This window comes from Frigoribacterium sp. SL97, assembly GCF_026625765.1.
Taxonomy (GTDB): Bacteria; Actinomycetota; Actinomycetes; order Actinomycetales; family Microbacteriaceae; genus Frigoribacterium.
On sequence record NZ_CP113062.1, the window covers coordinates 2500161 to 2513391 of the forward strand.

At 72.1% G+C, this 13231-nt stretch carries 13 protein-coding genes; 4 read left to right on the plus strand and 9 right to left on the minus strand.

Annotated elements, in window-relative coordinates; translation table 11 throughout:
- Positions 1-44: 44 nt before the first annotated feature.
- A complete protein-coding gene (dusB, locus tag OVA02_RS12345) occupies positions 45-1202 on the minus strand; it encodes a tRNA dihydrouridine synthase DusB (protein WP_267658596.1) in 1158 nt (385 codons plus the stop codon).
- Between the two features lie 15 nt (positions 1203-1217).
- Here dusB and OVA02_RS12350 point away from each other — a divergent pair, with 15 nt between their 5' ends.
- Positions 1218-1742: an aminoacyl-tRNA deacylase gene (locus OVA02_RS12350; RefSeq protein ID WP_267658597.1), complete on the plus strand. Its 525-nt coding sequence runs from the start codon at positions 1218-1220 to the stop codon at positions 1740-1742.
- On the opposite strand, the gene OVA02_RS12355 is transcribed toward OVA02_RS12350, so the two are convergent.
- From OVA02_RS12355 to OVA02_RS12375, 5 genes are all read right to left on the minus strand, one after another.
- Positions 1732-1929 carry a hypothetical protein gene (locus OVA02_RS12355; protein WP_123570174.1) on the minus strand — a complete coding sequence of 66 codons (198 nt, stop codon included), beginning with the start codon at positions 1927-1929 and terminating at the stop codon, positions 1732-1734. The genes OVA02_RS12350 and OVA02_RS12355 overlap by 11 nt on opposite strands.
- Positions 1926-2594 (minus strand): DsbA family oxidoreductase, encoded by a 669-nt coding sequence (locus OVA02_RS12360; RefSeq protein WP_267658598.1) that lies wholly within the window; start codon positions 2592-2594, stop codon positions 1926-1928. Before OVA02_RS12360 ends, OVA02_RS12355 begins: the two co-directional genes overlap by 4 nt.
- Positions 2591-3631 carry a hypothetical protein gene (locus OVA02_RS12365; protein ID WP_267658599.1) on the minus strand — a complete coding sequence of 347 codons (1041 nt, stop codon included), beginning with the start codon at positions 3629-3631 and terminating at the stop codon, positions 2591-2593. The genes OVA02_RS12360 and OVA02_RS12365 overlap by 4 nt, the downstream gene beginning before the upstream one ends.
- Positions 3632-4208: 577 nt before the next feature.
- Positions 4209-5594: a glycine--tRNA ligase gene (locus OVA02_RS12370; RefSeq protein WP_056045637.1), complete on the minus strand. Its 1386-nt coding sequence runs from the start codon at positions 5592-5594 to the stop codon at positions 4209-4211.
- 78 nt (positions 5595-5672) lie between these two features.
- The gene (locus OVA02_RS12375) at positions 5673-6713 is read right to left on the minus strand and encodes an aminotransferase class V-fold PLP-dependent enzyme (RefSeq protein ID WP_267658600.1); all 1041 of its coding nucleotides are present in this window, start codon (positions 6711-6713) and stop codon (positions 5673-5675) included.
- A gap of 81 nt (positions 6714-6794) precedes the next feature.
- On the opposite strand from OVA02_RS12375, the gene OVA02_RS12380 reads away from it, so the two are divergent.
- Together OVA02_RS12380 and OVA02_RS12385 are read left to right on the plus strand one after the other, a co-directional pair.
- Positions 6795-7751 carry a LysR family transcriptional regulator gene (locus OVA02_RS12380; RefSeq protein ID WP_267658601.1) on the plus strand — a complete coding sequence of 319 codons (957 nt, stop codon included), beginning with the start codon at positions 6795-6797 and terminating at the stop codon, positions 7749-7751.
- 32 nt (positions 7752-7783) lie between these two features.
- Positions 7784-8455: a hypothetical protein gene (locus tag OVA02_RS12385; protein ID WP_267658602.1), complete on the plus strand. Its 672-nt coding sequence runs from the start codon at positions 7784-7786 to the stop codon at positions 8453-8455.
- An 11-nt stretch (positions 8456-8466) separates the two neighbouring features.
- Here OVA02_RS12385 and OVA02_RS12390 read toward each other — a convergent pair whose 3' ends face one another.
- On the minus strand, positions 8467-9264 hold the full coding sequence (locus tag OVA02_RS12390; protein ID WP_056045644.1) for an isoprenyl transferase: 798 nt from the start codon (positions 9262-9264) through the stop codon (positions 8467-8469).
- Entirely contained in the window at positions 9261-10004 is a 744-nt protein-coding gene (recO, locus tag OVA02_RS12395; RefSeq protein WP_123570177.1) for a DNA repair protein RecO, read from the minus strand. Before recO ends, OVA02_RS12390 begins: the two co-directional genes overlap by 4 nt.
- A gap of 34 nt (positions 10005-10038) precedes the next feature.
- Between recO and OVA02_RS12400 the strand changes: the two genes are divergently transcribed.
- Positions 10039-10701 (plus strand): trimeric intracellular cation channel family protein, encoded by a 663-nt coding sequence (locus tag OVA02_RS12400; RefSeq protein ID WP_056045653.1) that lies wholly within the window; start codon positions 10039-10041, stop codon positions 10699-10701.
- Between the two features lie 619 nt (positions 10702-11320).
- Here OVA02_RS12400 and leuA read toward each other — a convergent pair.
- Positions 11321-13081 carry a 2-isopropylmalate synthase gene (gene leuA, locus OVA02_RS12405; protein WP_056045657.1) on the minus strand — a complete coding sequence of 587 codons (1761 nt, stop codon included), beginning with the start codon at positions 13079-13081 and terminating at the stop codon, positions 11321-11323.
- Positions 13082-13231: the final 150 nt, after the last annotated feature.

The window sequence follows — 13231 nt, forward strand, 5'->3', positions numbered from 1 at the left end:
GGGGCCTCTCGGTCGGGACGGGAAGGGATCTCGGGAGGGGGTGCCTAGCCGCCGCTGTGGTGCAGCTCGGCCGCGGCGAGCTCGGCCTTGAAGGCCTCGTCGAGCTCGCGGCTCTCGAGCCACCGGTCGGGCAGGGCGGGCCGCTTCGGGCTGCCCGCACGGCCACGCGGCCCCTCGGCCGCCTCGCCGGGGTACTGCTCGTACGGGTCCATCGTGGCGAGCAGGTCGTCGATCTGCTGCAACGAGTCGGCCAGGGCGAGAGCCGCCCGGACCTCACCGCCCACGGGGTAGCCCTTGAAGTACCACGCGACGTGCTTGCGCATGTCACGGCAGGCGCGGCCCTCATCGCCCGACCAGAACTCGACCATGAGTTCGGCGTGGCGCCGGAAGGCCCGTCCCACCTCGCCGAGCGTCGGCTCGGCCTTGAGATCCTCGCCGCGGAAGGCCGCGGCGAGGTCGCCGAACAGCCACGGCCGACCGAGGCAGCCGCGACCCACGACGACGCCGTCACACCCGGTCTCGTCGACCATGCGCAGGGCGTCGGCCGCCGACCAGATGTCGCCGTTGCCGAGGACCGGCACGTCGGTCACGGTCTGCTTCAGGGTGGCGATGGCGGACCAGTCGGCGGTGCCCGAGTAGAAATCGGCAGCCGTGCGGGCGTGCAGCGCGATGCTCGCGACGCCGGCCCCCTGGGCGGCTCGACCGGCCTCGAGATAGGTGAGGTGGTCGTCGTCGATGCCCTTGCGCATCTTGACGGTCAGCGGGATGTCGCCGGCGGCCTTGACGGCACCCTCGACGATCTCGCGGAAGAGGCCGATCTTCCAGGGGAGGGCCGAGCCGCCGCCCTTGCGCGTGACCTTGGGCACCGGGCAGCCGAAGTTGAGGTCGATGTGGTCGGCACGGTCCTCGGCGACGAGCATGGTGACCGCCTCGGCCACCGTGTTCGGCTCGACGCCGTAGAGCTGGATGCTGCGCGGCGTCTCGGACTCGTGGTGCTGGATGAGGCGCATCGACTCGGGCGTGCGCTCGACCAGCGCCCGACTCGTGATCATCTCGCTCACGTAGAGGCCGGCGCCGTACTCGCGACAGAGGCGGCGGTACGCCGTGTTGGTGATTCCGGCCATGGGGGCGAGCACGACGGGCGAGGCCACGTCGATCGGTCCGATCGAGAGGCCGCGCGAGGGCAGGGTGGTGGTGGACATCGTTACGATTCTCCCATGAGCGACGGCGGGCTGACGAGTGGTGTGGACGACGCGGACGTCGGGGGCGACCAGGGTCGACCCGACGGCACGGACCGGGTGCGGGAAGACGCCGCTGCGCGCGGTCTCGCAATCGAGATCGTCGCGCGCCCCGCGGCCGACTCGCTCGAGGCCGCTGCTGCTCTGCTCGGGCTGCAACCGTCCGACATCGTGAAGAGCCTGGTGGTCAAGCGACACGACGGCTCGTTCCTGTTCGCGCTCGTGCCGGGCGACCGACAGATCTCGTGGGCGAAGCTCCGAGCCGTCGTGGGCGTCAACAAGCTGTCGATGCCGAGCGCCGACGTCGCCCTCGAGGTCACCGGATACGAGCGGGGCACCATCACCCCCCTGGGCAGCTCGACCGCGTGGCCCGTGGTCGCGGACTCCCGAATCGTGGGGAGGCGCGTCGCCCTGGGTGCCGGAGCCCACGGCTTCAGCGCCTTCGTCGAGGCCGACGACCTCGTCGCCGCGTACGACGCGACCGTGGCCGACGTCAGCGACTGACGCCGCGCCTCCCGGGCTCGGCGGCCGGGGACCCGACCGCGGACGTGCCCTCGGCGACCGGGGGGACGACCAGACAGGAGTCCCCCTCACAGGCGACGGCGTCCGGTGCACCGAGCATGGTCAACGGCGCGGACGGCGTCGCGAGCCCGGCCCCCGACCCGGCCCCGGCCTCGCGGGAATCGCTCATCGGGCCACCTCGGAGGCGACCTGCTCGAGGGCCTGGACGAACGTCTCGGGAGCCTGGGCGCCCGAGATGCCGTACTTGCCGTCGAGGACGAAGAACGGGACGCCGGTGATGCCGAAGGCCTGCGCCTGGGCCTGGTCGGACCGCACGTCGTCGAGGTGACGCCCGGTCTCGAGAGCTTCGCGCGCCTCCTGCTCGTCGAGGCCGACCTCGGCGGCCAACGTGACGAGATCGTCGACGCGGCCCACGTGGCGGCCCTCCTCGAAGTAGGCGTGGAGGAGGCGTTCCTTCATCTCGGCCTGACGCCCGTTCGCCTTGGCGAAGTGGAGCAGCTCGTGCGCCTTGACCGTGTTGGTGTGCTGCAGGTGCTCGAAGTCGTAGGCGAGGCCGACCTCGGACGCGATGCCGGCGACGGTGTCGAGCATGCCGCGGACCTGGTCGGCGGGCATGCCCTTGTGCTTCGAGAGGAAGTCGACCTCGTCGCCCTCGAAGTCGACCGGGGTGTCGGGCGAGAGCTCGAACGAGTGGTACTCGACCTCGACGGAGCCGTCGAAACGTCGCACGGCCTCCTCGAACTTGCGCTTGCCGATGAAACACCACGGGCAGGCGATGTCGGACCAGATGTCGACCTTGACGGTCGCGGACGGGGTGGCTGGGTCTGCGGTCACGGCAGGCCCAACCCTCGGCCGTGCCCCGCCATTCCCCGCGCCGTCCCTCCGCCCCCCTCAGGCGCCCCCTCCGGCTCCTCCCCTGTCGGCAACTCCTGCCTTGTGCGCTGCCCGAGTACGGCGAGCCGCCAGTTCCTGCGGCCTCGGGGGCCGAGCACCCGGGGCGTGCAGGAGTTGCCGACACGTGACCTGGGCGTGGGGCCACCCGCCGTGGCCACCAGGGCGTCGATCGCGGCCGAGGTGCGAGCCCACAGGTCACGCACCATGATCGTCCCCGCGCGGAACGGGACGAGCCCGTCCAGAGCGATGTCGGCGTCCTTGAGGCGGTCCTGGTCGAACCGCCTCTCGTGGTGCTCGCGACCGTCGGTCTCGAGACCGACGATGCCGTCGACGAGCATGTCGAGGACCTTGCCCGTGGTGCCGACGGGCACCTGCCGCACGACGTGGTGCCCGGCCAACCGGAGCCGCGTCCCGGCCGCCGACTCGAGGATGCTCTGTGCTCCCCCGTCGCTCCAGGCCACCAGGCCCACGGCATCGGCACGCTTCCGGGCGAGGACCTCGGCGGCGTCCTCGTCGTCGCCGACGAGGCCCATGCTGCGGGCCCAGTCGACCAGGATCACCGCGTCCTCGAGCGATGCCGCCTCGACGACCGCGCGGGCGAGGGCGTCACGTGGGTCCACCATCCAGGTCGAGCCGCGGGCTCCCAGAGCGACGGGGTCCCAGACCACCCGGACGCCCCGTCGACGTCGGAGGCGGGAGGCGGTCTCGGGTACCGAGACCGTGATCCGCGGGCGTCGCCACGACCAGGCGCCGAGTTGGTGCAGGGCAGCTGCCCCGATGAGCCGGCCACCCACGGCGACGGCGACGAACCTCGGGTCGCGGGGCGGCCACGTCGAGTACCAGCCACGTCGGGGACGACGGACCGTGCGGGCGCGCACGGCGACGGTCAGGTGGCGGTCCGTGGCACCCAGCGCGACCAGGTCACGCTTGTGCAGCAGGCCACCGGCATCGGAGACGAGTTCGGCGATCGTGGTCATGCCGACAGCGTGCCGAGCGGTGCCCCTCTCCCGGGGCGGCCGAGGGCGGCTTGGGGACGGTGGCCGCGCGTGGCTCCCCTGGGGCCGAGACCTCGTCGCGGGGACTGCGACTCGGGCGACGGCAACTCCTGCCCCGTGCCTCGTGGGCCCGCGACACGCCACGTGGGCGGCGCGGGTCGCGGCACGAGGCAGGAGTTGCCGACGCATCGCCCCACGAACGGACCGGGCGCGGAGGCGCAGGGCGGCACGGGTCGACGCGACCGGGCGCGGGGCGGCACGAGGGTGCGCGGAGTCCCCGGGCGATCGGCCGAGCACGGCGGGGCACGGAGGTAAAGGGCAATCGGCTGAGCACGACGGAGCGCGGAAGTGCACGGCGATCGGTTGAGCGCGAGGGGGTGCGGAGGCGCTGGGCGGTCGGCAACTCCTGCCCCGTGCCTCGTGGATCAGCGACACGCCACGTGGGCGGCGCGGGTCGCGGCGGGAGGCAGGAGTTGCCGACGACAGACGGGCCCCCGTCGTGCAACGCGTGCACGACGGGGGCCCGTCGCGGAGGGGCGGGCGCGAGGCGCCCCGGCGGCTACGCGCCGAGCAGCTGCTCGGCCAGGTAGGCGCGCAGCCCGGCCAGGGGGATGCGCTGCTGGGCCATGGTGTCGCGCTCGCGCACGGTCACGGCGTCGTCCTCGAGCGAGTCGAAGTCGACCGTGACGCAGAACGGCGTGCCGATCTCGTCCTGGCGGCGGTAGCGACGGCCGATGGCGCCCGCGTCGTCGAAGTCGATGTTCCAGTACTTGCGGAGGTCGGCGGCGAGCCCGCGGGCCATCGGCGACAGCTGCTCGTTGCGGCTGAGCGGCAGCACGGCCACCTTGATCGGTGCCAGGCGACGGTCGAGCTTCAGCACGGTGCGCTTGTCGACGCCGCCCTTGGCGTTCGGCGCCTCGTCCTCGGTGTAGGCGTCGACGAGGAACGCCATGAGCGAGCGGGTGAGACCGGCCGCGGGCTCGATGACGTAGGGGGTCCAGCGCTCGTTCTTGGCCTGGTCGAAGTAGGTCAGGTCTTTGCCCGAGGCGGCGGCGTGGGTCTTGAGGTCGTAGTCGGTGCGGTTCGCGATGCCCTCGAGCTCGCCGAACTCGCCGCCGGCGAACCGGAAGCGGTACTCGATGTCGACGGTGCGCTTGGAGTAGTGCGAGAGCTTCTCGGCCGCGTGCTCGTAGAGGCGCAGGTTCTCGGGGTCGATGCCGAGGTCGACGTACCACTGGAACCGCTGGTCGATCCAGTACTGGTGCCACTCTTCGTCGCTGCCGGGCTCGACGAAGAACTCCATCTCCATCTGCTCGAACTCGCGCGTGCGGAAGATGAAGTTGCCGGGCGTGATCTCGTTGCGGAAGCTCTTGCCGATCTGGCCGATGCCGAACGGCGGCTTGATGCGCGACGACTGCAGGATGTTGTCGAAGTTGGTGAAGATGCCCTGCGCGGTCTCGGGTCGCAGGTACGCCATGCCCTGCTCGTTGTCGACCGGGCCGAGGAATGTCTTGAGCAGACCGGAGAAGTTCTGCGGTTCGGTCCACGAGCCGGGCTGGCCCGTGTCGGGGTCGCGGACGTCGGCCAGGCCGTTCTCGGGCGGGTGGCCGTGCTTGGCCTCGTACGCCTCGAGCAGGTGGTCGGCGCGGTAGCGCTTGTGGGTGTGCAGCGACTCGACCAGCGGGTCGCTGAAGACCTCGACGTGCCCGGAGGCCTCCCACACCTGGCGCGGCAGGATGACCGCCGAGTCGAGGCCGACGACGTCGTCGCGGCCCTGCACCATGGTCTGCCACCACTGACGCTTGATGTTCTCCTTCAGGGCGACGCCGAGGGGCCCGTAGTCCCAAGCCGAGCGCGAACCGCCGTAGATCTCTCCCGACTGGAAGACGAAGCCGCGGCGCTTGGCCAGGGCGATGACGGAATCGAGACGGTTGGGTGCTGCCACGTGTGATGCTCCGATGAGTTGAGGCCCGAGCTGGGTGCCCGGTCGGTCGAGGTACCCGGCAACTCTACCGGCGGTGCGTCACCGGCCGAGCGCGACGGCGACGGCCTCGACGTCGCTCTCGTCGTTCCAGAGGTGGAAGGCCACGCGGACGCGACCGGCGCGCCCCGAGACCACGAGACCGGCGTCGCCGAGGAGGCGCTGGTCGCGTCCGTCGGGATCGGCCCAGGTCACGATCGCGCGGCTCTGCGCCTCGATCCCGAGCCGCGAGCAGAGCGCGTCGCCCGACCCGGCGGCGTGCGCCCAGGTCTCGTCGGGGTCGAGCGCGGCGAACGTCGTGAGCGCGGGCAGCGCCCCGGCCCAGGCCTGCCAGGCGGGCGACACGTCGAAGGCCCGCGCGTCCGTGGCGAGGCTCATGTCGGGGCCGTAGCACGAGGCCCACACGTCGTCGCCCGCGTACCAGCCGGCCTGGGCCGGGACCATGGCCTCCTTTAGCCGCTCCCCCACGGTGAGGAACGCCACCCCTCGCGGGCAGCACAACCACTTGTAGGCATGCGTGACGCTGGCGTCGTACCGCGAGGCGGCGACGGGCCGCACGCCGGCCGCCTGCGTGAGGTCGCACAGCGTCAACGCCCCGTGTCGGGCCGCCGCGGCGACGATGGCGGCGTCGTCGGCGACCTCGCCGGTGGCGGACTGGACGGCCGACCAGGCCACGAGGTGCGTGCCGGGCCCGACGGAGCCGGCCAGCTCGGCCAGCGGGACGCTCCGCACCCGGATGCCCCGCGCCTCCTGCACCACGAAGGGGTAGACGATCGAGCTGAAGTCGCCCGTGGGCACCAGCACCTCGGCGCCGTCCGGGACCGAGGCCGCGATGACGGCGACCATCGCCGACGTCTGCGACGCGATGGCCACGCGGTCGACGCCGACCCGGGCCAGCCGCGCGAAGGCCGCGCGCGCCTCCTCGACGACGGCGCCGTAGGCGGCCGGGCCGGCCCGACCGGACGACCACCGGTCAAGGTCGGCGCGCGACGCCTCGATCGTGGACCGCATCGGCAGGCCCATGGTGCAGGCGGCGAGGTAACCCGGTGCCGGGGCGAAGAGGTCGGGTCGGGGCGCGGTCATGTCCTCAGGCTCCCCCCGTCGAGACCGGAGGACAACCACCAGTGTCTGAGGCCGATCATCACCGCGGCTTATGATTCGACCGTGCCCGACGACCTCGACCTCGCGTCCCTGCGCGTCGTCCGCGCCGTGGCCGACACCGGCAGCATCACGGCGGCGGCCGCCCTGCTCGGCTACAGCCAACCCGCCGTCAGCCAGCAGCTGCGTCGAGCCGAACGCCAGGTCGGGCAACCGCTCGTGCTCCGCGCCGGGCGCGGCGTCGCCCTCACCGAGGCCGGGCACAGGCTCGCCGCGCACGCCGTCCACGTGCAGGCGGCCCTCGACGCCGCACGGCAGGACCTCGACGACCTGGGCGGCGTCGCCACGGGCCACGTCACCCTGGCTGGGTTCCCCAGCGCGTCGTCGACGATCGTCCCCGACGTGCTCTCGCGCCTGCGCGACCGGCACCCGGGCCTCACGGTCGACTACGTCGAGGCGGAACCCCCGGAGGCGCTGGCACGACTGCGCGACGGCTCGGCGGACGTCGCGGTCACCTTCCGTCACGGGGGCGACCCCGGGGGCGAACGCGACCTCGACGGTCTGCTGCACCGCGCCTCCTTCGTCGACCGCACGGTGCTCGCCGTGCCGTCGGCCCACCCGTTCACGCGAGGCGACGACTTCGGCGGCCTCGCGCACGAGAGGTGGATCGGCGGATGCCCCCGCTGCCGGGGCCACCTGCTCGCGACCTGCGCCGCGTCCGGGTTCGAGCCCGAGATCGTGCTCGAGACCGACAACGCCCTGGCCGTGCTCGGCCTCGTCGCGGCGGGCCTCGGCGTCGCCCTGCTCCCGGGGCTCTCGCTCGTGTCCGCCGCCGTGCCTCGCGGGGTGCGGGTGGTGGAGCTCGACGACGGCCTCGCCCGCGTCGTGCACGTGGTCCACGGGCGTGGCGGCGACCGCGTGCCGAGCGTGCGGGCGGTCCTCGACGCCTTCGAGCAGGTGGACGGCGACGCGCTGGGCCTCGTGCCGGTGCCACGGGGCGAGCCGTCCACGGCGCCGGGTTAGGCTGGCCCGACGAACCAGGAGAGGTGCAGGTCGTGCGCACAAGACTGACCGTCGGCATCGCCGTCTCGGTGCTGGCCCTCGTCGGGCTGACCGGCTGCTTCCCGAGCCTCGACGACCTCACCCCGGCCGGTGCGGGCGGATCGGCGACGACCCCCGGCCCGGGAGCCACCGGCGCGCCGCAGCCCCAGGTCACCGGGGCTCCCGGCACCGGCGGCGGCACGGGGTCGCAGCCCGACGCCCTCGCCCCCGGGGGCACGCTGCTCGGCCAGGTCAACTACAAGGACCTCACCATCTACGTCTACGGCGTCGGCGAGCTGACGACCTCGGCGCCCTCCATCTACGCGCGCCCCGACGGCACCGACCCCTACCCCGCGGGCACCGACGTCGAGGTCACGGCCTACGTGCTGACGAACAACTCGCAGCGTCGGCTCGACCTGACCGACCTGAGCGCCGACTACTCGTCGTACGGCAACGACCTCGCCACGCAGGACGTCTTCGCCGGGCAGGATCTGTTGACCCAGCTGGGCTACGAGACCTCGCTCGAGTCGAAGTTCCCCGCCGACAGCGCGAACTGGTACCTGCTGCCGGGCGAGTCGACCGTCTTCGCCAACGCCTGGTTCCACCGGGCGAGCGACGGACCGCTGACCCTGCAGTTCCTGTGGCCGGCCGAGCGGATCTTCCTGGGCGCCAACATCCAGTTCTGACGGGCGTCCGGTCAGGCCGGACCGGGGGCGTCCACCGCTCCCCCGAAACGACGGGTGCGCGAGGCGTAGGTCTCGACGGCCTGCCAGAGGTCGGTCCGGGTGAAGTCCGGCCACAGCCGGTCGAGGAACACCATCTCGGCGTAGGCGGACTGCCAGAGCATGAAGTTGCTCGTGCGCTGCTCGCCCGAGCTGCGCACGAAGAGGTCGACGTCGGGCAGTTCGGGAGCGTACAGCCGCTTCTGGATCAGCTTCTCGCCGACGGCCGAGGGCTTGAGCCGACCGGCGGCGACGTCGTCGGCGATCGAGCGCACCGCGTCGGCGATCTCGGTCCGCCCGCCGTAGTTGACGCACATCGTCAACGTCAGGACGTCGTTGCCCTTGGTCAGCTCTTCGGCGAACTGCAGTTCCCTGATCACCGACCCCCACAGCCGCGGCTTCCGCCCGGCCCAGCGGACCCGCACGCCCCAAGCGTTCAGCTGGTCGCGACGTCGGTGCAGCACGTCACGGTTGAAGCCCATCAGGAAGCGCACCTCGTCGGGCGAGCGCTTCCAGTTCTCGGTCGAGAACGCGTACACGCTGAGGTGCTTCACGCCGATCTGGATCGCCCCGGCGACCACGTCGAGCAGCGACATCTCGCCGGCCTTGTGGCCCTCGACGCGGGTGAGCCCGCGCCCGTTCGCCCAGCGGCCGTTGCCGTCCATCACGATCGCGACGTGCTCGGGCACGGCGCCCCGCGGCATCTCGGGCGGGTGGACGCCCGTCCAGTCGAGGGGGCGGAAGTCGGCGGCGTCGCGGTGGGTCTTCTTCACGGTCTCTCTCTTCCGGGCACCCGGTCGACGTGCTGCAGCGATCGCAGTCCCCGTTCGAGGTGCCACTGCGTGTAGGCGGCGACGACGCCGCTCGCCTGGTTGCGGGTCGCGTCGGGTGCGTCCTCGGCGTGGTCCCAGTCCCCCGTGAGCAGCGCGCCCAACAGGGCCAGCGCCTCCTGCGTCAAGCGCGGAGCGCCGGGAGGCGCGTGCGAGTCGGCCACCACGCCACCGAGCTGGACGACGAAGGCCGAGTGCGGCCCGGGGGCACCGGTCACGGCGCAGTCGCCGAAGCTCGGCGACCAGCCCGCGATGCTGAGCGCACGCAAGAGGTACGAGTCGAGCGTGAGCTGGGGCGCGTGCTCGTGCCGCGCGAGCGAGCGGAGGGCCCCGACGAGCAGGAGGTACTGCTGCAGACCCGCCTCGGCCTCGGTCAGCTTGTCGGCCGTCTCGACCATCACGCTGCCGGCCGTGTAGCTCTCGTAGTCGGCCGCGATCACGGCACCGTACGAGCCGAGCGACTCGGCCTGCTGCACGATGTCGAGCGAGCGGCCCTCGTAGAGCTGCAGGTCGGCGACCATCATCGGCTCGAGGCGCGCCCCGAACTTCGACGCCGTGCGTCGGACGCCCTTGGCCACGGCCCGGATCTTGCCGTGGTTGCGGCTGAGCATCGTGAGGATGCGGTCGGCCTCACCCAGCTTGTGGGTGCGCAACACGACGCATTCATCACGGTAGACGGGCACCGACCAAGCATCGCACGCGTGGTACAAACGTCAGGTGCACGCCACAGCCTTCGCCGTACCCCTGTGGGTGGACCTCCTCGCCGTCGGCATCGGCAGCCTTCAGGGGGCGATGTTCGCGTCGGAGTACAAGGACCGCCGTCTCGACCTGCTCGGCATCGCCATCATCGGGATCGCCACCGGGCTCGGCGGCGGCGTGCTGCGCGACGTGTTGCTCGGCGAGGTGCCGCGCGCCATGTCGAGCAACTGGTACCTGCTCGTCGCCGTCGCCGCGGCGATCGTCGGCATGGCGCTCCAGCGCGTGTTCACCCGGCTGGCCGGGGTCATCACCGTGCTCGACGCGCTGACCATAGGCCTGCTCGGCGCGATCGGGTCGACCAAGGCGCTCTCGCTCGGACTGCCCGAGATCCCGGCCGTGTTCGTCGGGGTCATCGCGGCCGTCGGCGGCTCGGTGCTCCGCGACCTGCTGATGAACCTCACCATCGCGATGATGCACGTGGGATCGCTCTACGCCGTGGCGGCGGCCGGCGGCACCGTCGTGCTGGTCGTGGCCGTGACGCTCGGCGCACCCGTGGCCGTCTCCGCGATCGCGGGCACGTCGATCACCCTGGTCATCCGCATGCTGGCGGTACGGTTCGGCTGGACCCTGCCCGAGCAGCGCGCCCTCAGCCGGCTGCCCCGCTGGCGTCGTCCGCGCTGAGTCCGGCTGCCCGGTCTCGACGCCCGGTCTCGACGCCGGGCCCGTCGCCGGGCTCGGCGTCGGGCCGGTTGCCGGGCACGTCGCCCCTCGTCGGGCCCGTCGCCCCTCGTCCCTCGTCGCTCGTCGGGCCCGTCGCCCCTCGTCGGGCCCGTCGTCCTTCGTCGGGCCCGGGCCGCACCCCTCGGCAACTCCTGCCCCCTGCGCCAGCGCACCCCGACACGCCGCACCCCCGCACCCCCGCGCGACACCGGGCAGGAGTTGCCCGCACCCGTCGCCAACTCCTGCCCCCTGCGCCAGCGCACCCCGACACGCCGCACCCCCGCACCCGCGGGCAACACCAGGCAGGAGTTACCCGCACCCGTCGGGAACTCCTGCCCCCTTGCGCCAGCACACCCGGACACGCCGCACAGCCGCGCCCTCGCGCGGCACCGGGCAGGAGTTGCCCGCACCCGTCGTAAACTCCTGCCCCCTGCGCCAACACACCCGGACACGCCGCACTTCGGCGCCTGCGCCCTACACGAGGCAGGAGTTGCCGACACCCGCAGGCGCGACACCGCCGGCACGACGACGCCCCCGGCACCGCGAGGGCACTGGGGGCGGGTCGGGTCGGGGCGGCCGCTCAGACCGACGCGAGCTCGCGCACGTCGGTCGTCGTGCGGATGGCGCGGTTCACCGCCGAGACGATGGCCTTGAGCGACGCCGTCGAGATGTCGGCGTCGATGCCGACTCCCCAGAGCCGCGTGCCGTCGACGTCGAGCTCGACGTAGGCCGCAGCCTGGGCGTCGCCCGAGGCGCTGAGGGTGTGCTCGACGTAGTCGTACAGCTTGACCTGGACGCCCTGCTCGGCGAGGACGGCGATGAAGGCCGCGATGGGCCCCGTGCCCCGGGCCGACGTCGACTCGACCGTCTCGCCGACCCGCAGGTCGACGTCGAGGACGGTCTCGCCCGACATGTCGCTCGCGGTGCTCGTCCGGGTCAACTCGAAGCGACCCCACTTGTCGTCGGCCGCGTCGGCGGGGAGGTACTCGTCCTGGAAGATCGACCAGATGTGGGCGCTCGTCATCTCGCCCCCCTCCTGGTCGGTACGCGACTGCACGACGCCGCTGAACTCGATCTGCAGCTTGCGCGGCAGGTCGATGGCATGGTCGGCTTTCAGCAGGTAGGCCACGCCGCCCTTGCCCGACTGCGAGTTGACGCGGATGACCGCCTCGTAGCTGCGTCCCAGGTCTTTGGGGTCGACCGGCAGGTACGGCACCGCCCACTCGAGCGCGTCGACGTCGACCCCGCGCGAGGCCGCGGTCGCGGCCATGGCCTCGAAGCCCTTCTTGATGGCGTCCTGGTGCGAACCGGAGAACGCCGTGTAGACGAGGTCGCCGGCCCAGGGGCTGCGCTCGTGCACGGGAAGCTGGTTGCAGTGCTCGGCGGTGCGCTTGACCATGTCGAGGTCGCTGAAGTCGATCTGCGGGTCGATGCCCTGGGTGAACAGGTTGATGCCCAGCGCGACGAGGTCGACGTTGCCCGTGCGCTCGCCGTTGCCGAAGAGGCAGCCCTCGATGCGGTCGGCACCGGCCAGGTAGCCCAGCTCGGCGGCCGCGATGCCGGTGCCCCGGTCGTTGTGCGGGTGCAGCGACAGGATGACGCTGTCGCGGCGGGCCAGGTGACGGTGCATCCACTCGATCGAGTCGGCGTAGACGTTGGGGGTCGCCATCTCGACGGTCGCCGGCAGGTTGACGATCACCGGTCGCGAGGGCGTCGCGTCGAAGGCCTCGATCACCTGGTTGCAGATGTCGAGCGCGAAGTCGAGCTCGGTGCCGGTGTAGCTCTCGGGCGAGTACTCGTAGAACACGGCCGTCTCGGGGATGGTCTTCTCGGCCTCGAGGCACAGGCGGACGCCCTCGAGCGCGATGTCGACGATGCCCTGCCGGTCGGTGCGGAACACGACGTCCCGCTGCAGCACGCTCGTCGAGTTGTACAGGTGGACGATGGCCTGCTTGGCGCCGGCGATCGACTCGTAGGTGCGGGCGATCAGGTGCTCGCGCGCCTGGGTCAGCACCTGGATCGTCACGTCGTCGGGGATGGCCCCCTCGTCGATGAGGCTGCGGACGAAGTCGAAGTCGGTCTGCGAGGCGCTCGGGAAGCCGACCTCGATCTCTTTGTAGCCCATGCCGACCAGCAGGTCGAACATGATGCGCTTGCGCTCCGGGCTCATCGGGTCGATCAGCGCCTGGTTGCCGTCGCGCAGGTCGACGGCGCACCAGCGGGGTGCCTCGGTGATGCGCTTGGACGGCCAGGTGCGGTCGGGCAGGTCGACGGCGATCTGCTCGTGGAAGGGCCGGTACTTGTGGATCGGCATGGCCGAAGGCTGCTGTGCGTTCTTCATGTCCTGTGGTCTCTCTCGCCCTCGAGGGGCTGCTCTTCGCGGGGGTGTCGGCCGACGACGAACTCCGCGACGAGGGGGGCCTGGGTCAGGACTCGCCGCGGCAGCTAAGGAGGAGCAGGCCGGTGAACACGTGACGAGGCTAGCACCGAC